Annotated in this window: 20 protein-coding genes and 1 pseudogene; 10 read left to right on the top strand and 11 right to left on the bottom strand. The window is 48.6% G+C overall.

Annotation, left to right across the window (positions count from 1 at the left end; all coding sequences use genetic code 11):
• Nucleotides 1-601 precede the first annotated feature (601 nt).
• On the bottom strand, nt 602-1,102 hold the full coding sequence (locus NDI52_RS25335; protein WP_348256547.1) for an HPP family protein: 501 nt from the start codon (nt 1,100-1,102) through the stop codon (nt 602-604).
• A gap of 168 nt (nt 1,103-1,270) precedes the next feature.
• On the opposite strand from NDI52_RS25335, the pseudogene NDI52_RS25330 reads away from it, so the two are divergent.
• From NDI52_RS25330 to NDI52_RS25320, 3 genes and pseudogenes are all read left to right on the top strand, one after another.
• Nucleotides 1,271-2,311: pseudogene (locus NDI52_RS25330) on the top strand (DUF389 domain-containing protein); the annotation flags it as partial.
• Between the two features lie 228 nt (nt 2,312-2,539).
• The gene (locus NDI52_RS25325) at nt 2,540-3,193 is read left to right on the top strand and encodes a DNA N-6-adenine-methyltransferase (protein WP_190789167.1); all 654 of its coding nucleotides are present in this window, start codon (nt 2,540-2,542) and stop codon (nt 3,191-3,193) included.
• Nucleotides 3,194-3,577: 384 nt separating this feature from the next.
• Nucleotides 3,578-3,958 (top strand): SLOG family protein, encoded by a 381-nt coding sequence (locus NDI52_RS25320; protein WP_190789168.1) that lies wholly within the window; start codon nt 3,578-3,580, stop codon nt 3,956-3,958.
• Between the two features lie 515 nt (nt 3,959-4,473).
• Here NDI52_RS25320 and NDI52_RS25315 read toward each other — a convergent pair.
• Entirely contained in the window at nt 4,474-4,620 is a 147-nt protein-coding gene (locus NDI52_RS25315; RefSeq protein WP_190772093.1) for a hypothetical protein, read from the bottom strand.
• Nucleotides 4,621-7,690: 3,070 nt separating this feature from the next.
• On the opposite strand from NDI52_RS25315, the gene NDI52_RS25310 reads away from it, so the two are divergent.
• The 3 genes from NDI52_RS25310 to NDI52_RS25300 all read left to right on the top strand — a co-directional run bounded on the left by NDI52_RS25310 (nt 7,691) and on the right by NDI52_RS25300 (nt 9,695).
• Complete coding sequence (locus tag NDI52_RS25310; protein WP_190772092.1) at nt 7,691-7,858, top strand: hypothetical protein; 168 nt, start codon at nt 7,691-7,693, stop codon at nt 7,856-7,858.
• Nucleotides 7,859-7,903: 45 nt separating this feature from the next.
• Complete coding sequence (locus NDI52_RS25305; protein ID WP_190772091.1) at nt 7,904-8,062, top strand: hypothetical protein; 159 nt, start codon at nt 7,904-7,906, stop codon at nt 8,060-8,062.
• 1,357 nt (nt 8,063-9,419) lie between these two features.
• Nucleotides 9,420-9,695, top strand: a complete 276-nt coding sequence (locus NDI52_RS25300; protein WP_190772090.1) for a hypothetical protein — start codon at nt 9,420-9,422, stop codon at nt 9,693-9,695.
• 599 nt (nt 9,696-10,294) lie between these two features.
• On the opposite strand, the gene NDI52_RS25295 is transcribed toward NDI52_RS25300, so the two are convergent.
• Together NDI52_RS25295 and NDI52_RS25290 are read right to left on the bottom strand one after the other, a co-directional pair.
• A complete protein-coding gene (locus NDI52_RS25295; protein WP_190772089.1) occupies nt 10,295-10,552 on the bottom strand; it encodes a hypothetical protein in 258 nt (85 codons plus the stop codon).
• Nucleotides 10,553-10,609: 57 nt separating this feature from the next.
• Entirely contained in the window at nt 10,610-10,840 is a 231-nt protein-coding gene (locus NDI52_RS25290; protein ID WP_190772088.1) for a hypothetical protein, read from the bottom strand.
• An 8-nt stretch (nt 10,841-10,848) separates the two neighbouring features.
• Between NDI52_RS25290 and NDI52_RS25285 the strand changes: the two genes are divergently transcribed.
• Complete coding sequence (locus NDI52_RS25285; RefSeq protein WP_190772087.1) at nt 10,849-10,995, top strand: hypothetical protein; 147 nt, start codon at nt 10,849-10,851, stop codon at nt 10,993-10,995.
• Here NDI52_RS25285 and NDI52_RS25280 read toward each other — a convergent pair.
• Complete coding sequence (locus NDI52_RS25280; protein WP_190772086.1) at nt 10,992-11,258, bottom strand: hypothetical protein; 267 nt, start codon at nt 11,256-11,258, stop codon at nt 10,992-10,994. The genes NDI52_RS25285 and NDI52_RS25280 overlap by 4 nt on opposite strands.
• A 1,169-nt stretch (nt 11,259-12,427) precedes the next feature.
• Here NDI52_RS25280 and NDI52_RS25275 point away from each other — a divergent pair.
• Nucleotides 12,428-12,583, top strand: a complete 156-nt coding sequence (locus NDI52_RS25275) for a hypothetical protein (RefSeq protein ID WP_348256546.1) — start codon at nt 12,428-12,430, stop codon at nt 12,581-12,583.
• Between the two features lie 151 nt (nt 12,584-12,734).
• Here the strand turns inward: NDI52_RS25275 and NDI52_RS25270 are convergent, their stop codons facing one another.
• Together NDI52_RS25270 and NDI52_RS25265 are read right to left on the bottom strand one after the other, a co-directional pair.
• Nucleotides 12,735-12,989: a hypothetical protein gene (locus tag NDI52_RS25270; RefSeq protein WP_190789358.1), complete on the bottom strand. Its 255-nt coding sequence runs from the start codon at nt 12,987-12,989 to the stop codon at nt 12,735-12,737.
• A gap of 252 nt (nt 12,990-13,241) precedes the next feature.
• On the bottom strand, nt 13,242-13,676 hold the full coding sequence (locus NDI52_RS25265) for a hypothetical protein (RefSeq protein WP_190789357.1): 435 nt from the start codon (nt 13,674-13,676) through the stop codon (nt 13,242-13,244).
• A gap of 444 nt (nt 13,677-14,120) precedes the next feature.
• On the opposite strand from NDI52_RS25265, the gene NDI52_RS25260 reads away from it, so the two are divergent.
• Nucleotides 14,121-14,606 carry a hypothetical protein gene (locus NDI52_RS25260; protein ID WP_190789356.1) on the top strand — a complete coding sequence of 162 codons (486 nt, stop codon included), beginning with the start codon at nt 14,121-14,123 and terminating at the stop codon, nt 14,604-14,606.
• Nucleotides 14,607-14,747: 141 nt separating this feature from the next.
• Entirely contained in the window at nt 14,748-14,966 is a 219-nt protein-coding gene (locus NDI52_RS25255) for a hypothetical protein (protein ID WP_190789355.1), read from the top strand.
• On the opposite strand, the gene NDI52_RS25250 is transcribed toward NDI52_RS25255, so the two are convergent.
• The 4 genes from NDI52_RS25250 to NDI52_RS25235 form a co-directional block, all read right to left on the bottom strand.
• Nucleotides 14,940-15,323, bottom strand: a complete 384-nt coding sequence (locus NDI52_RS25250; protein ID WP_190789354.1) for a hypothetical protein — start codon at nt 15,321-15,323, stop codon at nt 14,940-14,942. The two genes, NDI52_RS25255 and NDI52_RS25250, sit on opposite strands and share 27 nt — an antisense overlap.
• 15 nt (nt 15,324-15,338) lie before the next feature.
• On the bottom strand, nt 15,339-16,271 hold the full coding sequence (locus NDI52_RS25245) for a hypothetical protein (RefSeq protein WP_190789353.1): 933 nt from the start codon (nt 16,269-16,271) through the stop codon (nt 15,339-15,341).
• Between the two features lie 78 nt (nt 16,272-16,349).
• A complete protein-coding gene (locus NDI52_RS25240) occupies nt 16,350-16,646 on the bottom strand; it encodes a hypothetical protein (RefSeq protein ID WP_190789352.1) in 297 nt (98 codons plus the stop codon).
• 58 nt (nt 16,647-16,704) lie between these two features.
• Nucleotides 16,705-17,217 (bottom strand): hypothetical protein, encoded by a 513-nt coding sequence (locus NDI52_RS25235; RefSeq protein ID WP_190789351.1) that lies wholly within the window; start codon nt 17,215-17,217, stop codon nt 16,705-16,707.
• Nucleotides 17,218-17,231: the final 14 nt, after the last annotated feature.

The raw sequence follows: 17,231 nt of genomic DNA, 5'->3' as shown, positions 1-17,231 counted from the left end.
AATGTCCTCTTAGGTGATAATAATCAGGTCTGTTCGTTGACGGCATTTGTAGGGCTTGTTACAAAGACTGTGTTTGTCAACTGAACCCACTATGGCACCAGGATTTTTTTGAGGCAGTCCTCAGAGTGGGTACTATTTGTTCATAAGAAAATTTCTACTGCAAGGTATGGAAAAGAGCCTCTGAGACGTCTATCTATAAGAACTTGAGCATTCTATAAAGCAAAATAGTGTAAGTTTAGCGAAATAGAGATAAGTGCCGTTATCTCTATCCGAAAATTGCGAAAATTGTGGTTGGTTAATAGTGGACGAGGCAGGTGGTGCCGATTCCGCGATTTTAGACGACACCCAAAAGCGATTCGCTATGCCCCAATTGCTGCCTTCTGCTGGCAACTTAGCCAGGAGATTGGCGACAACATGCTGGAATTGTTAGTGCAGACGTGCATCGCATTGCCATTAATGCAGAACGGCAAGTAGACAAACAATTGATAGAGGGCTTCAAACGGATCGATAACAAACCACATTTGGTCTATCAGATCGCCATTATTCCTTCAACAAGTCTTCTCAGAAGAGGTTTAAATTCACTAATTGAATTCTGTTAAATTCAGCGCGACCGACTGTAATACGCCAGCAGCCAAAGCGCACAGCGTTCTATGGCAATCAGTAACGCGATCACACCAACCGCCAAGCCAAACAGCGCTAAATTGGTTTCATTTCCTGCTCGCAGGGCAAAGCTGAGTGATGTTGCAACTGCCGGGGGATGCACGGCATCCAGCACAATCATTAAAGTGATAGTCAAAATCATCGCAATGCCCGCCGACAGGTAACTCGAACCAAACAGGAGGTACGTCACTAAGCCGATTGTCGCTGCCATAAGTTGAGAAATTGTCAGGGTTCGGACGGTATTAGTGCCATGTTGCGGATCTAGATAAATGAGAAATGCGCTGGAAGCTAAAGATGCAAACAAAAGACGTTGGCGGCTTAGCGCTTCTACAAATGCCAGAACTACCAAGATCACTACGGTTGGTGCTAGCGCTAAAGCGAATTCACCCTGTAAACTCAATCGGCTTCGCAACGATCGATTAGCACCTTCAATTGGCTTCAAACTGGATTTCTTAGGGTTGTGATCGGATTGATGCGGGGGGTGCTTGCTCAAAATAGCTTCTTGCTCGTGATTAATTCGGTTCAGTCAGTAGTTTGAGTGGAGCCATTCATAAAAGACAACGTTCTCTTGAGGGAATGACTCGATGCGAGCAGGAGCTTAACAAGGAAAATGCGTCAGTTATTTGTGCAAGTACCACAAGGATATGGAAAAACCGTTCTAGAGGTTGCAGAAGATTGTGATGGCACAAATTTAGCGCAGATTACAGCAACAGGGGTTGAGCAGCCAATCGATCTGGTGCTGATTCATGTTTCTAACGGTAAAGTTGAGGAACTTCTTGACAAGCTGCAAGCCCTACCGGACTTAAGTTTTACATTGTTACCAACGGGCGTGATGGCGCTGCATCCCCCTGCTAATGCTGCGGCTGAACAAATTACTAACGTTGAGGAACGCAGCCCGATCGAGATCTTTCTATCCGGTTTGCAGAGTACAGGCTCCTGGAAAGGATTTCTTAGCTATGCTGCTATTGCTGGAATCGTTGTCTGGATCGGTTTGTACACAAGCACCAGCTACCTACTAGTTGCCGCAATGCTGTTGGCTCCTTTTGCTGGACCAGCCATGAACACTGCCTTGGCAACAGCCAGGGGCGATCGCCAACTTCTTTGGCGCAGCCTTATACGATACTTTGCGGCATTGAGCGTCACGATCGCCACAACTGCCTTACTTAGTTGGCTTCTGGGTCAACAGACTCCAACTAATCTCATGATTGATAGCAGTCAGATTTCAACCGTGTCTGTCTTGATTCCTCTGGCAGCAGGCGCGGCGGGCGCACTGACCCTCATTCAATCTGATCGCAGTAGTTTAGTCTCTGGAGCCGCAACTGGAATGCTCGTTGCTGCTTCTCTGGCTCCCCCCGCAGGCATTGTTGGTATGGCGGGTGCGATCGGGCGTTGGGATCTGGTCACCAACGGACTCTTTCTACTGTTGTTGCAATTGGGTGGAATTAATCTATCAGCCGCTCTGCTGTTTCGCCTGTTTGGTTTATCAACGCAGGGATCCCGGTACCAACGAGGCAAACGCGGTGTGTTTCCCCTTTCAGTGGGGGTGAGTGCGATCGTGCTAGCGGGGCTAATGCTCTGGCAGTTCTCCGACGCACCGAACCTACAGCGCTCTAGCCGCGCTCAACGGGCAAATGCTGAAGTGCAGCAGATAGGCCTGATTGAAGCGACGCTGTCATAAAGTGCAATTAGGCTGTAACCTTTATCCTATAAGGGTTACATCACAGTTATTTTGTACTAAAAAATGCCGTCATTTTCCACATTAGCCTCGGCCAAGTAACGAATTTATGTTGTTTCAGGCTCCGAATTAGGGCTAATTGCATCTGGTGACAGCGTCGCTTCAATCAGGCCTAGTAAGGAAGTCTGGGGGGAGCTGCGGGAAATGCAGCAACGGGGCAAGGAGATCCATCGGTTGCAGAAGCGTATTGTAGCCCTGATAAAGAAAGCAGATGCGATCGCCTCCACTGCCAAACGGCTAGGACTGCAACTGCCCAACATCCAGCACTCCAGCGACTCAAACGAGTGGTACACACTGGCTGAATGGGTAGAGCGAGCCAGGCGCGTCATGGGTGGCATCGACCTCGACCCAGCGAGCAACCCAGAGGCGCAGGGCTGGATTCAGGCCGCTACTTACTACACCCAGGAACAGGACGGCATGGTGCAGCCCTGGAAGGGACGAATGTGGCTGAACCCTCCCTACGGCCAGCGCAAGAGCAAGCCAGTGAAAGTTTACGGAGCATCCGCGTGGATCGAGCGGGCGATCGCCGAGTACAAAGCTGGCAATGTTCACCAGGCGGTATTGTGGCTGAGAGCATCCGGTAACAGTGGTATTCAGGCACTGGAAGCGAAGAGATTCCCTCGGGTGGTACTAGGACGGGTTAACCATGCCCCAGCAGGTGCTAATGGGAAGCCACAGAAGGGCGTAGGACATGACACGGTGGTTTACTATCTTGGCCCTAATTCAGACGCTTTCCATCATGAGTTTATGAACCTAGCCGTCACTGGGAATGATGGCGATCGCCAACAGTTTGTGTAAAACCTAAATGCAGCGCACAATTTTTACACAAATCTAAGCGCTGAAAGGATTACAGGAAAATCTTAAGGAACAGATAACCACAATTATCGTTACTGTAAGCCAAGTTTTATGCCAAACCAGTATTACTGGGAATATAACTTCCCTTATATTACACTCGCTAAACTAATGCTGAGTTTAGCCAGGGGAAGGCGATCGCCATGCCAATTAACCGAGAGGATCAGGAACTCCGAGACTGGGACAACCTACGGGCAGCCACAGGTAAGCGATGCCTAAATAGAAAGGATCTCTATGGGGCGCAGTAGCGGCAGATGGGAAAGTTTTGATGGCTTTTGCTAGAGCGGGGATTAGTTGGGGTAAGCAGAAGAAGAAGAGAGGAGATCACTAATGCCCCCTTATCGCGTAATTATTGCTGGCACTCGTGCCTTCAAGGACTATGAGCTATTACGCAATCGCCTCAATCATCTTCTATCCAATCGACTACCGGACGTGGCAATCGTTTCTGGTTGCGCATCTAATGCTGACAAGCTAGGGGAACGGTACGCAGCCGAAATGAGTTTAGAGGTACATCGCTACCCTGGTGAATGGATACGCTACGGCAAGGTTGCTCGAACAAAGCAAAACGAACTAATGGCGGATAACGCGGATGCCTGCGTGCTGCTCTGGGATGGAAAATCACGAAATGCAGAGGATATGCTCAGAACAGCAACAATCAAAGGGTTGGAAATTAGGCTCATTAGGTGTGAGAGCGATCGCCCCGAAGCCTGACGCTTAACCCATCCATAGCTTTCCACCCCATTTTTTCTTGGTATCCTTTGGCAAGAGCCAAAGTACCATCCATTTTTCCAGGTAACGCTATCTGTTCGATCTGGCTAGATAGAACTTACCTGCCCGAAATTAACAGATAGGTTCTAGGGGAAATAAGGGTAGCGATCGTCCTTACAAAATCAGAAATTAATTGTAGTTCTAGCGAGCGTTTTCGAGGCAACTTTTCCCATTTTTCAAGGGGTTGAGCGGGTTTGCAAAAATCAATCTCAAAATTCCATTTTTATAAACTTTTCACCTTAAAGGTTTTCTAACAAGGCTCTTAGCAAAAGCTCTAGGAGTAGTTGACAAAAGTTCTGAGAATCTAGACTCATTTGTCTAACATCGGTACAAGTGAGAATGCTTCTCTGGAGAATATTTTGATTTCTGCTACAGCAGTAAACTCAGCAATCGCTTCCGCTTGAGAAACTGAGGAAATTTAGGTCTCAAACCCCGAGGAATTTGTTGTTTTAGATAGGTTAGAGACTTGAATAGTAGAAATCTTCCAGCAAGGTAGTGTCGTCGCTACCACGAGCAGCTGCTTGCCCCCGGTCATAGGAGCTGAGAGAGCAGAAGCTGATGATCAATGCACCGCCTTTACCCGGGCTCAGAGGGCGGTGGTTCATCAACGTCGCAAACAAGCAGAAGGGCTGCAGAACCCGGAAGGGAGAAGAAATAGATCAAGCCACCTAAGCGATCGCCCCCAGCAGTCCACCTCAGCGTGCACAGTAACCAGCAAACAAAAACCCGCTTCACTTGTCGTTGATGCGGGGTAGCAGCTTTAGAAGTTTCCTCCTATCTATAAAAGAGGCTGCTACGGCCTAAAAGCTTCACCCTTAAATAAGAACAACCTCAACAAGAAGCCCTGACCGCGTAGCCAGAGCCAGGGTCGTGTATACCTTTATTCGATCCTGCTACCTCCACTGGCAACCAACCACAGCCGAGTCACCCGCACATTAGCGGGAGTGGTCGAGGGGATAGATAGTGATGCAGTATCAAGCAAAAGCCCGTACCCTGTGAGGCAATGCGGGCGGAATCAAGATTATTCGGATTGTGGCATGGGGGTAGGGTGCAGCAAAAAGCCGCCGTTGACATCGGCGGCATGGTTACAACTCCTTGCTTCGTCAGTTGTGACGAGTTCTAAGCAGTCTTACAGGGATTACGGCTAAGGCACTCTTCCAAAAAACAGAGAAAAATAGCTCATCAAAAAAACGCCGTTGATAGGGAAACAACCTCAACAGGCACTGGCTTAGTTTCTCCGGCGATCGCATGTGTCCAAATTGGACAGATAACTGCCTAGACATTCTTGCAAGTGAGGCGGGCTTAGCCCGCCTCTATTCTTACGCTAACCTAAAGCCATCGTGCTCAGCTTGCGATGAACACGATGGGCGAATACAGGGATTGGGGGAAGATGTGGGGAAATCCCCAGCATGTAAGAGCTGTAAGCTTTGCTGTATAGGGCTTCCAAAAATATGGGTGGCCGTTGAGGACACGGATACCCATAACAGTTCAAGAGTGAAAACTGCTTGGAACCTTCTCATGTGCGACAATAGCAAGCAAAAGCCCGCATCCTGTGAGGCAATGCGGGCGGAAATCAAGATCTTCGTCTTTTGGAATTGTTGCATGGATGGCGATCGCCAACAAAAAAACGCCCTGCAGTAATGCCAGGGCGTGAATTATCTTCACCTAAATTCATCCTCCCATTTCACCCATGCGGCTCTACAGCAGATTCACCAGCACATCGGAGCGGCAGACGAAGAGCATTAAGTAGTGGTGCGGAGAGAAACAATTCGCCTTCTCCAGTTGTAATCAAAGCATCCGCCATCTGTGCATCAGACGGTGCATTCTTAGCGGATGGGAAAAGGAACTCCTGCTTGCCACACTTAAAAATGTGCCCTGTTGATAGCATCTACTTCAATGAACAATTCAACGTGCAGTGCAGCAAGTGTAGCCCTTACGCTTGGCTATTATTTTTCTGTGGGGCAAATGAAGCACGGTCAGCATTACACTTTAACCAATGCAAAAACCTGGCAATCAATGGCTTTCAAGTCGTTAGACGGGGTTGTTAGCTATTTAGAGGTTAGGCAAGAACAAGTAAACAGAGCCACCAGCTAGGCGATCGCCAAAAGAAAGCTCACCATCGAGGGGTGCGTGGATATTTGGCCTATGCTGCTGGCATTGTCGAATGGCGGCGATCGCCAACGCTCCCAATAAAAAAACCGCCCCTAGGAGGGCGGGCGGTTGTTTGTATCAGATTGTATCCGTCCTCATTATTCCACCGATGAATGTCGCTCTCCACAACAACCAGCGGCAGTGGTTGAGGCGTTAGGTGGTGGTGCGGTGTCGGTAGTAAAAAGCCCACATCCTGTGAGCTGATGCGGGGTGGGGGGAATCAAGCCTATTGGGATTGGAGCATAGACAAAGAAAACCGCCATCAATCGACAGCAGCACACCCTATAGGTACTTAAAGGATTCCGCGATCGCTGCCCTCCCTACCCCTTCGTGGATTTGCTGCCTTTACGTGAGGTAATGGGCTGGAGAAATCTGGAGGCGGATAGGATTACTCAAGAGGCGCTATCTGCCCTTAAGAGTAGAGAGCTATGAAGCGATAAATATCGTAGCTAAAGGATTCCTTAGGCTAACCCACACCCTATACTGTTGTTTCGAGACACTGATGATTGTTGGCGCCCCCTGCTCAATCAACTCACAGCCGAACCGATAAGCCTCTAGTCGATTACTGCCGTCAAACTCTTTTGCTAGCCCATAAAGCTCGTTTCTATACACCATTCCATCGCGAACAGCATGCACCCAATAGAATTTGAGCAGGGTGATTTGTTGTTCTGTAACTACGCTAGGAACTAGCTCCAGCGTGGTTATTGCTGCTGAAACTGCATGGCTTGGCTTTGACATTAACCTGTTCGTATTAGTAGTAAGGATTTAGAGGCTCTGGCACACCCTATTCGCCAGTACTACGCGGTTGCATTGCTCCTTTAGCAGACCTATTCACAACACTGAACTGATCTGCGTAATTCATGGCTAGCACCTCGAAGCTTCCAATAATGTTGCTGGAACAGTAACGTTATTGGAAGGTTGTGAATCAGAACGCGTTTCCTATTTACTACTTGCAGTAGTGGGCTACTAATGGATCTTATTCTTGTGAATCTGCAAGGGAAAGTTGCCCTCGTTACATTCCTTTATAAATTACCCGATCTTTACATTTCTCTGATTCAACAGTGTTGCTATACCCACCTCACAACGTCTCTCCAGAACTTACCTGTAAATATTTAGAAGGCGTTATTGGATTTTTGGAAATCAGGCAGAACAAGCAAAGTAGCAACTTAAGCAATCGCCTCACAGCACTTTACCTTTGCACTGTATCTCTATAGCTTGTGAGTCGATCTTGCTAATACTGCTAGGAGCGCAAACAAAAAACCCGCATCCTGTGAGTGGGAGCGGGCAGAAACAAGACCTTTGCTTTTGGGATTGTCACATGGGGAGGCGAGCGCCCTCACAGCGCTCTACCCCTACACTCCGTCTGTGTCGCTTACGGGTTTACCTTGATGGGGGTGGTAGGAGCAAAAACAAAAACCCGCATCCTATCAGGCAATACGGGCGGGAATCAAGACTATTGGGATGTGGCATAGGGGGCGATCGCCAACAAAAATCCCACATCTTGTGAGGAGATGTGGGAAAGACATGTATAGATATTTGTATTGTGCCACGGATGGCGATCGCCAACGTCCTCAACAAAAACGCCTAGCAGTCATGCTAGGGCGTAAGTCATCTTCACCTGTCTTGATTCTCCCGTCCCACCCGGCGCGGCTCTACAGCAGACCCACCAGCAATGCGGAGAGTAGTGATTGAGGGAGTAGGTGCGGGTGCGGTATCAGCAGTAAAAGCCCACATCTTGTGAGTGATGCGGATAGAAATCAAGACTATTGGGATTGTGCCATAGAACAGGCGATCGCAAATACTCTCACAGTAGCCCAACAAAAAGCCCTGACAACAAAGGCCAAGGCTTATCAGGATGCTTTATTGCTCTATCCTGCCACCCCCACTGGGCATTAACCGACAGCAGAAGCACTAATAGAGCGGCAGAAATGGTTAAGGACCCTAAGTGAGGGTGTGGAGAATACGAGTTAGTTGAGCGACGGCAAGTTTAACGAGGGCAGCTCTCTATTTTTAGATTTAACCCCTATTCTGTCAGCATCCTCCCATCCACGCATATAGAATCTATCGTCGGGGAACCGAGGGGGTGCAAAGGAATCAAGGCAACGATCCATAAAGCCAGCCAACTTGCGACTGTGAGGAGGAAGGCCAGTTGGCCAACCCAAGTTACTCATCTCAATATCACCCATCTTGACGACAGCAAAACTCAGTAGGTACTGGCTTAAGATTCCCCACTCGCAACTCATGTATTGATTCGGTTTCATGGGCGATCGCCCACCCCTCAAAAGAAACCCGACATCAAACCGACAGCGGCAACCTCTTCACAGGTCTTTGCTTAGACTTCACAGCGATCGCCCGAGCCCAGCTGTCAAGAGCGGATGCAAGGTTGATGGGTAGTAATTTGTGTGTGCTGAGTTCTAAAGCCCATTCCTTGGGCCTCATTCCACCCACTCATATAGACTTCATCATGGGGCAATCGCGGGGATGCGAAAGAATTCAGGCAATGATCTACAAAACCTGCTGATTTGCGGCTCCGAGGAGGAAGATCAGCTAGCCAACTAAAGTCACTCATCTCAACGTCATCTATCAGGGATGTATTCTAAATTACTTCTTTTTAAGTGAGAACACTTAGCGTGTTTCTACTCCTGTTTTGTACCACCACCCCCCTTTTTTGCGGTGAATGCGGAGCAAAGGTAGATGCTCCTAGTGATCAGTACAAATGAAAAACTCACATCCTGTGAGGCAATGCGGGCACTAAGGTCATTATTAAGAATTGTCCCATAGGGATTGGACAACAGGTGTAATAGAACGGCGACCGCCTATGCCTTAAACAAAAATGCCCCGACCACAGAAGGCAGGGCGAAAGTAGATTGATGTTTGAGATCTGAATCGTACACCTGCGCTGAACACGCACAACAGATTAACTAGCAGAGCGACAGCAGTGGCCGGGGAATAGGTGGGGATGCTAAGGAGATTTCCAGTAATGAAATTACCCCCAGAATGTTGGTGCTTTGCCCGCGACGCGGGCAAAGCACCAACATTCTGGGTAAATTCTTATGCAGAAACCTCCTAAAAGAAACGCTCCACCATAACAAACATGAGTGGGGGTGGCTTGGGTAATAGGATTAATGGGATTGTGCCAGAATGAGGCCATTCCATCACCCATCCTTCGGGCCAGTCAATGAAGGGGGAAACACTTTCCTAGCACTAGTTAAGAAGCGGATACCCTTGGAGAAGTTGAAAAAGTGAGGCAGTTATGATGCTTCCCAGTGAGGCAGAGATCAAATTGCAAGCTCGAATGATAGCAGCCCGCTCCCCCCTATCAGTGGATGAAGCCGAGGCCCTCATCCGTCTCATCGACGGAGATACAAAGCTACTGGACCAATGCGAGGAACTGGCAAAAAGGAGTGTAAGCTTTGCCTCCATAACTCAATGGATTGAAGGCAAGATAGGACGAGTTGAACCTGGCTCTCAGGCTTATACCTTCTGTGAGGCAGTTCTAAACCTCGTTGCAAAACAGGGGCAGCGCTAATAGACCGATGCCCTCACTGTCTAAGTTGACACCAAGCTAGGAACCATGGGTGCGAAACTAGGAACAGGTGTACAACTGGGGGGATAACCACCGGCAGGTTAGGCGGAAGTGCACCCCAAAACAGGCGATCGCGATGCACGGTAACGAGGCCGAGATCAAGTTAAAAGCAAGAATGCTAGCAATTCGCCGCTCCCTAAGGGCAGATGAGGCTGAATACCTGCTCCGAGCTACAAACGGGGACGACGCATTGTTGGACGAGTGTCTAGCGCTCTTAAGCGAAGGGATAGGCATTGCTTCCGTCAACGAATGGCTCCATGAAAAGATAGGGCTCATTAAGGGAAGATCTCAGACGTATAAATTCTGTGAAGCGGTGCTCAATCTCTCGTTTAGAACTCAGCGCAACCTACCATAAAAAAACCCATGCTATCTGAGGTCACGCGGGCTATGACTGTAATCTGCTAAATTGTGCCATGGAGAGCAGGGACGATAGGTCTACCCAAAGGGCAATCGCACTGGCGCAAGGGAAAAACCGTACCTCCCTATAGTGGGGGAGAACTCAGAACAATGGCAGCGTGTCCTGAGTAGCGATCGCCCGCTATCTACGGGTCAGCAGTGCCAATAGATAGAATTCTCACTGTCGTTCCCCTTACGCTAAAGCCATTCAACAACTTTCCATTTACATACAGGTAGAAAAGATGGCAGGGAGAGTCTGCGGCTATCCACTCATGTCGTAGTTCCATTAAGGCGTCTACAATTTCTTGGCTAGGAGCATCAATCGTCAAAGTAGCTCCAATTTTACGCAGGTGGCAGCGCATCAACAAAGCTAGGTGAACGTCAGACAGAGCGAAGCTTGGCATCTTGCTGAAACAACAACAGGGGGAGCACTTGCTGCTCATGTATACCTTTAAGGGCAGCTAATCCAATTTAATCAGGAAGACATAAGAATCTTGTGTGACGAGCACCTGACCTGCGCTGGCTTCTTTGTAGGCGACGGGAAACCCCAAACAAAATCCCGCACTGACTGCGGGGGCAATGCGGGTAGTAAGGTCATTATCAAGCCATTGTCCCATGAAGAACTGGGATGAGGGCGATCGCCAACGACCCAACAAAAGCGCTCCGGCAGCAAGGGCCGGAGCGCGAGTCATTTCTTCATTTGCCTCTATCCTCCCACTCCCTCTGGCGCGGCTCTACAGCAGATCCACCAGCAATGCGGGGACAGTGGTTGAGGGCGTTAGATGGGGCTGTGGTGTCGGCAGTGGTTGGGGTGGTGGGCGATCGCCCTGGAGGGCACCAATCTTAAAATTGATTCACTCTCGACAAACTAACTTCACCTGTTAGCGTTCCATCAACGTAGATGTAGAAAATTTGGTAAGGCGAACCGGCTCTTATCCACTCCTGGCTCAAGCTGAGCAACATTTTAGCAACTTCCTTGTTAGGCGCATCAATCATCAAGACCGCTTCAATATCGGTCAGTTGGCACTTTAACAACAAAGCTTTATGGGCGTCCGACAGAGCAAGACTGAGTATTGCTCTTTTTGTAAAATCCAGCGCGGGAAGATGCATCAACAGGAATCAATGAAACATTGTAGATCCATTGAAAATTATCTTTGTGAGGATCTCGTGAGGGCGAACGCCAGCATTGCTAGAACCGAGCACATTCTCCTTATGAATACAGTAAAGTTTGCAGAGCTCGCTGCCGACCTCTACAAGCAAGAAAGCCGCCAAATAAGATTGACGGCTGACGCTTTTGTGAATTGGTCATCGACAATTTTAGTTTATGGAAAATAGCTGTTTCGTAGCTCACAAGGCTGATGACAATGGCGATCGCAACAAAAACCCGCACTGACTGCGAGGGCAACGCGGATAGTAAGGTCATTATTAGAATATTGTCCCATGAAGAACTGGGATAGAGAATGCAGCGGCAGGGCGATCGCCAACGCTCCCAATAAAAAACCCGCCCCTAGGAGGGCGGGCGGTTGTTTGTATCAAAATTGTATCCGTCCTCATTATTCCACCGATGAAGGTCCCCCTCCACAACAAATTGGCAGTGGATGAGGTCTTAGGTAGCGATCGCACCCATCAAAGCAAAAGCCCGCATTCTGTGAGGCAATGCGGGCGGAAATCAAGATCTTCGTCTTTTGGAATTGTTGCATGGATGGCCTGATTGAAGCGACGCTGTCACCAAATGCAATTAGCCCTAATTCGGAGCCTGAAACAACATAAATTCGTTACTTGGCCGAGGCTAATGTGGAAAATGACGGCATTTTTTAGTACAAAACAACTGTGATGTAACCCTTATAGGATAAAGGTTACAGCCTAATTGCACTTTATGACAGCGTCGCTTCAATCAGGCCAGTTACTGCACCAAAAACTGAATCAGTGCGATCGCCCCATCTGAGTCAATGCCCTCAAGCAGTTCCAGCAAGGTCCCCCTCCACAACAAATTGGCAGTGGATGAGGTCTTAGGTAGCGATCGCACCCATCAAAGCAAAAGCCCGCATTCTGTGAGGCAATGCGGGCGGAAATCAAGATCTTCGTCTTTTGGAATTGTTGCATGGATGGCCTGATTGAAGCGACGCTGTCACCAAATGCAATTAGCCCTAATTCGGAGCCTGAAACAACATAAATTCGTTACTTGGCCGAGGCTAATGTGGAAAATGACGGCATTTTTTAGTACAAAACAACTGTGATGTAACCCTTATAGGATAAAGGTTACAGCCTAATTGCACTTTATGACAGCGTCGCTTCAATCAGGCCAAATAACAGGGAACACACTGCCGCCGTTGCCCATGCCTGGGTCCGGTGGCTTTTTGTTGGGAGTGATGCGTGTAGAAATTTGGTGGAGTGGCGAGAATCTTGCACGCATCAAAGGGGGCGATCGAATTTAGTTGTCTAAGGGAATCCAATAAAAAAGCGCCAGGGAAAAGCTTGCATCCACAGCGCTTGTGTTGGGAGGTAGGAACACATGGAGACAAAGCTAAGCAGGACAGAATAGGTGTAGAAACGGTAAAGCAGAAGCTTTCAGTTACAGCATCACTGTTAGCCTTCAAGTTCAATTACTTCAGTTGGGTATGTATTCATATTCGAAGCTAATGCTCTTTCAGTGCCAATCGCAGGTTGACCAGTAAACCTAAGCTCAATACCATCTGCCCGTAACTCCTTTACCAGCGGCTCTGATTGCCAGTTAGGGGGCAGCTGTACAACTAGGGTAGAAGCAGATTCATCGAGTTGTTCACGTAATTGTGCAGCTGCTTCAGCAATCACTTCGAGTTTAGAATCTTCTGCTGGAGACATAGAAACAACCGTTTTTATTCAACAAGCATCATCCTAAAAGCTTTGTAAAAATCTACCGTCATTCTGAAGGTGCGATTTTTGCCGAGCCTGCTCTATCTTTCTACTCAACATCACAGAGAGGGCGGTCGCCCTCTCTCCTTCTGCTATTGAGATCAGTATGATTGAGCCTGCAGTTTCCTTGAAAATCGTTGCGCTTCCTATAACATCAGCACCCTCGTCATCAATGGAGGGTGTTTTCGTTAGCGGCAGCTTTTAGAAGTGGGTAGTACCGGGCTCTATGGAAAACTCTATAACCATTCGTTCAGCAACTTTTAGGGCATTTGTTGTAGCGCAAATTTCGGACGTATAAAGATCGCGTTCAGCCATGTACTGACGAAGGGATTCCCTTAATGGCTCTATTAAAGCTTGATACCCCTCCAACGTCTGTTGGGCAGCAGCATCCTCTGGGTCCTCCCCCAACTGCTCTAAAGCAGCAGAGATGTGCTCGCTAGCTTCCCTGGCTATTCTGCTGACCTCTTCAATCCGAGAGAAGGTGTCTAAAAGAAGTGCACGGCTTTGCTCCAAAAGAGACTTTGTCTCATCTACAGTTCTCTTTAAGCTTTCCAATCCACCGTTCAGACTGGCTTCTTCCATCACGCTTACCCACAGCAGTAAGTGTTCTACTTGATTAATTAAAGCATCGACCAATGCTGAGATCGATTTGCGATCGCCTCTGTAATACTGGCTGTGTCTGAAGTGACCACGATTTAGCCATTTAATCGCTGACGAAACGTAGCTTTTTTGCTAGGGCTGCTTTGTGCAGGGACGGCACCTGATCAAAAAAACTGATCAGGTTTCTCTGATCAGGTTTCTTCCAAAGCCTTGACCTTTAAGGATTACAGGTAGGTGATCAAACTGATCATCTCTTGCTGATCAGGTTTTTCTGATCAGCCCTATTGAGAATTTCCTGTGCCGCCAAACAAGGGGGGGGTAGCCCAATTATTGGGCCTTTCCCTCCCTGTAGCTACCGGTCCAGATGAAGCTGGCATTACTGGGGCGATCGCTGTCACACACCAACTGATGGTGATACCTGCATGGGTGTGGGCAGACTACAGTCAACAGCCCTATAGACCTTCAGGAGAACTAATAATCATGGCGACAGTTACTGCAACATGTGCAACCCGGCCCGAACTTGGCGATTTTAGCAGCATTGTTTGTTTCAAGGCATTAGTCACAGGAACAGAAGAAGCATTAGGAGCAAAGGCAGCCGCAATTGCACTGATTGCAGCAGGGCGCATTCGGGGTAAGCAATTAATCCAGGAATTAGAATTGTCTGAAAATCCAATTGCTTTGGAGGAACTTACTGAAGTTCTTCAAAATGCACTGGGTGTGGAGGGAACTCGCCTGTGTATTGTGGATAAGATTGTTGATGTTAACAATACAATCCTGGTGTATTGTCGTGAGACTATTTGTTCTTCAGGGGAATCTGCCGGATCATCTCGAACTCTAACCTATACTTTAGGTGCTCTTCAAGGTGCTCTTGAGCAAGCTTTAGGAAAGCGCTTACGCGGAAAACAGATTGAATCTATTTTGCGCGGTAGTAGTCATGATGTCGTGTCATTTGAAGTAATCTCTTAATCCCTCAACAATGAAAAGAGCGGGGCTGCACAACGCGCTACCCCGCTCTTTTTATCTTAAAGAAAATGACCATTCTCACTACTATCTTGTACCTTTTCAAAACCCAACTCCAGAAGCCTTAATTGTTCATGCACTTCGCGTATGAACAATACCAATAGCGATCGCCCGGTTCCTCCTTCAGATACCGGTGCAACTCTCGCGCCTGACCCCACAGCTCTGCCCTCTGCTCAATCAATCGATCCATTTCATCGACCCTACGGGAAACAGCTTCAGCAAGGCGATCGATCCGGCTTTCGCACTGCTCAATCCTGGCTCTGGTCACATCAAGATCCATCACGGGGTGGGATACTCCTTTGTTGAAAGACGCGCTTCAATAACCTCTCGGGTCATGACAATTTCGCTCAAGATCTTCATTGCTCCTGCGATCGCATGAACGGCTTCAGGATCATCCGGCTTCAGGTTCTGGGCTGCATTGCCAATGAATTTAATGCAGGCAGCGATCGCCCCTGGTATCTCGTTAGCCCATGCCCGATCCTGTTCCGCTTTTTTAAGTGCGACAAGTGCCGACAGCTCCTGATCACTAGCAAACCTAGATCGATAGCGCTGCAAGGTTCTAGAACTGATGTCGTATTTTTCCACAGTGGCGCGATCGCCCATAGTTGCAGCATCAAGCAGGATTATTGCCGCTCGGCTTGGGTCAAAATTTGGGCTTGCCATACTCTTACCTAAAACCTAATTCCGTTCAAACGAACCCATGGAAGTGGCTCTACGCCGTTCCTGAAGCATGGCTAAACGGTCAAGTGCCGCCTCCATTGAGCGCATGATTCTGGCCTCGTAGCGGGCCAATCGGTCAGCATCCTGGGGGATAGCAGCAACAGCGATCGCTGCCTGTTGCCGTTCCTGCTCAATGCGGGCCAGGTCATCAAGCTGGGCTTGAACTTCCTCCCGTCGTTCGTTCACTTCGGGTTCTATGGCTTTAAGCAGGTAACGCAGGTTTACCCCCGGGTTGATGGCTTCTGATTCTGCCGTTGATTGCCAGGAAATAAGCCGCATCCAGACGTGATAGTGATTCATCCCCCTATTCACATCGCGAATTCTAGGGATAGACTCACGGGGATATTTCTTGATAGCTTCCTCAAGTAGTTCACGCAGCTTTGCCAGCAGGGCGATCGCTTCTTCACTGTCGTCCCACTTCCGCACCCCGCGTTTTGGGATCTCCCATTGGATTTGGTCGGTGATACCGTTGACCAGAGAAGTGAGCACGAGCAGTTCTACTTTGAGGATCACCTCTGGGCTATCCTCCCCACCTCCAAGCAGTTCCTCCGGCGTTCTAAACTTGGGAGTCTTCGCCCTGCGCTCTACGTTCAGTTGCTCCAGCCGTGCGATCGCAGCTTCCGCACCCCACAACCGATGAAGCCTCAAATGGGCCATTGCCAACTGTTGAACTAATAGGAACTCTGTTGGGCCTTGCGGTTGGTGCTCATCTACCAGACCTTGCACTACGTTCTGAAAGGTCGTTAGATCCTCGCCTTGGACTAGTGGGGGCGATGCTGCCAGCAGTCCGTGTTTGGTGGCGTTGATGGAGGCGATCGCCTTCCCTCTGGCACTACGGGGGCCAGTGCTTTTCAGAGAGTTTTGGCGGTTGATTTCGGGTGTAGCGACCATCGCTTTTCTGGGTGGGAAAACATTGAAGCAGGAAAGGCTTCCTGGGAGTCCTTAAGGAAGCCGGGAAATCAGCGAAAACTACGGCAGATAAGCGATTCGTCCACACTCTTCTGGGCTGAAAGAGGCAAGGGGTTGTCCAACGCAATCAACAATCTTGAGGCCAGTAAAACTGTTTTCGGAAACTGTTTTCATTAATGAGCGCAGGTAGAGCTGAGGAATATCCCGAGCCAGATCAACATGACCAGCACTGAGAGGAACATTAACGATGACATCTTGATGATCGAGTCGATGGCAAATTCCTTTTTCTCCTGCCTCAATTAGTGCGTCTTCGGGAAATTGTTGAGTAGCACTGTCTAAGTGATATTGGTTGCTCATTTCAGGAACCTATAGATTGATTATGGTTCAAGCGTAACAATGCTTTTGGGCAAACACCTTACATTCTGACCCGAGGTAATAGTGCAGCAATATTTGGGTGCGTTTGTTGATAGACATTAATTTCCTGTTGCAATGAACTGAGGGAAATTGTCGTGATTTTGTCCGAGTTCTCTTGATGTAAAGCAACTGGCAGTTTCAAAAGCAATGGCTGAAACTCACCGTGAATTGTGATCCGCTTTCTCAATTCAGGAGAAGTTGAATTTAACTCCCGTAACCGCGCCCAGCAGCTAAGGAAACCGAGCAAATGCTCATTCAATTCGGCTGCAACTACCTGAGCCGCCTCAAAGTTTTCGCCAATCTGACGAATGCGATCGGCTTCCGTTTGGCGGGCCGCTTCACCTTCCGCCCGTTGGAGCTCTAGTTTTGTGCGCTCCAACTCTACTTGGTTAGCATTCAGCCGTTCCTGACTGCTCTTAATTTGCTCCATAGCCTGGAGGTTATCAGCTTCGAGCCTTTCAACAGTTTCACGAAGGCTTTCAAGTGCGCTCTTGGGTTTGGGTTTGGTCACCATGGTTTTGGAACTCC

It is taken from the genome of Leptolyngbya sp. PL-A3, assembly GCF_039962325.1.
GTDB lineage: Bacteria > Cyanobacteriota > Cyanobacteriia > Elainellales > Elainellaceae > Vacuolonema.
This window is presented reverse-complemented; position numbering and strand designations above follow the sequence as displayed.

What these genes read in the sequence shown, in the direction of transcription:
- NDI52_RS25270 (WP_190789358.1), bottom strand. Translation starts at nt 12,989, where the DNA reads ATGTCTCCAGCAGAAGATTCTAAACTCGAAGTGATTGCTGAAGCAGCT.
- NDI52_RS25260 (WP_190789356.1), top strand. Translation starts at nt 14,121, where the DNA reads ATGGCGACAGTTACTGCAACATGTGCAACCCGGCCCGAACTTGGCGAT.
- NDI52_RS25250 (WP_190789354.1), bottom strand. Translation starts at nt 15,323, where the DNA reads ATGGCAAGCCCAAATTTTGACCCAAGCCGAGCGGCAATAATCCTGCTT.
- NDI52_RS25325 (WP_190789167.1), top strand. Translation starts at nt 2,540, where the DNA reads ATGCAGCAACGGGGCAAGGAGATCCATCGGTTGCAGAAGCGTATTGTA.
- NDI52_RS25255 (WP_190789355.1), top strand. Translation starts at nt 14,748, where the DNA reads ATGAACAATACCAATAGCGATCGCCCGGTTCCTCCTTCAGATACCGGT.
- NDI52_RS25315 (WP_190772093.1), bottom strand. Translation starts at nt 4,620, where the DNA reads ATGAACCACCGCCCTCTGAGCCCGGGTAAAGGCGGTGCATTGATCATC.
- NDI52_RS25295 (WP_190772089.1), bottom strand. Translation starts at nt 10,552, where the DNA reads ATGCCAAGCTTCGCTCTGTCTGACGTTCACCTAGCTTTGTTGATGCGC.
- NDI52_RS25280 (WP_190772086.1), bottom strand. Translation starts at nt 11,258, where the DNA reads ATGCATCTTCCCGCGCTGGATTTTACAAAAAGAGCAATACTCAGTCTT.
- NDI52_RS25245 (WP_190789353.1), bottom strand. Translation starts at nt 16,271, where the DNA reads ATGGTCGCTACACCCGAAATCAACCGCCAAAACTCTCTGAAAAGCACT.
- NDI52_RS25300 (WP_190772090.1), top strand. Translation starts at nt 9,420, where the DNA reads ATGATGCTTCCCAGTGAGGCAGAGATCAAATTGCAAGCTCGAATGATA.
- NDI52_RS25275 (WP_348256546.1), top strand. Translation starts at nt 12,428, where the DNA reads ATGACAGCGTCGCTTCAATCAGGCCAAATAACAGGGAACACACTGCCG.
- NDI52_RS25290 (WP_190772088.1), bottom strand. Translation starts at nt 10,840, where the DNA reads ATGACTCGCGCTCCGGCCCTTGCTGCCGGAGCGCTTTTGTTGGGTCGT.
- NDI52_RS25310 (WP_190772092.1), top strand. Translation starts at nt 7,691, where the DNA reads ATGTATAGATATTTGTATTGTGCCACGGATGGCGATCGCCAACGTCCT.
- NDI52_RS25235 (WP_190789351.1), bottom strand. Translation starts at nt 17,217, where the DNA reads ATGGTGACCAAACCCAAACCCAAGAGCGCACTTGAAAGCCTTCGTGAA.
- NDI52_RS25240 (WP_190789352.1), bottom strand. Translation starts at nt 16,646, where the DNA reads ATGAGCAACCAATATCACTTAGACAGTGCTACTCAACAATTTCCCGAA.
- NDI52_RS25320 (WP_190789168.1), top strand. Translation starts at nt 3,578, where the DNA reads ATGCCCCCTTATCGCGTAATTATTGCTGGCACTCGTGCCTTCAAGGAC.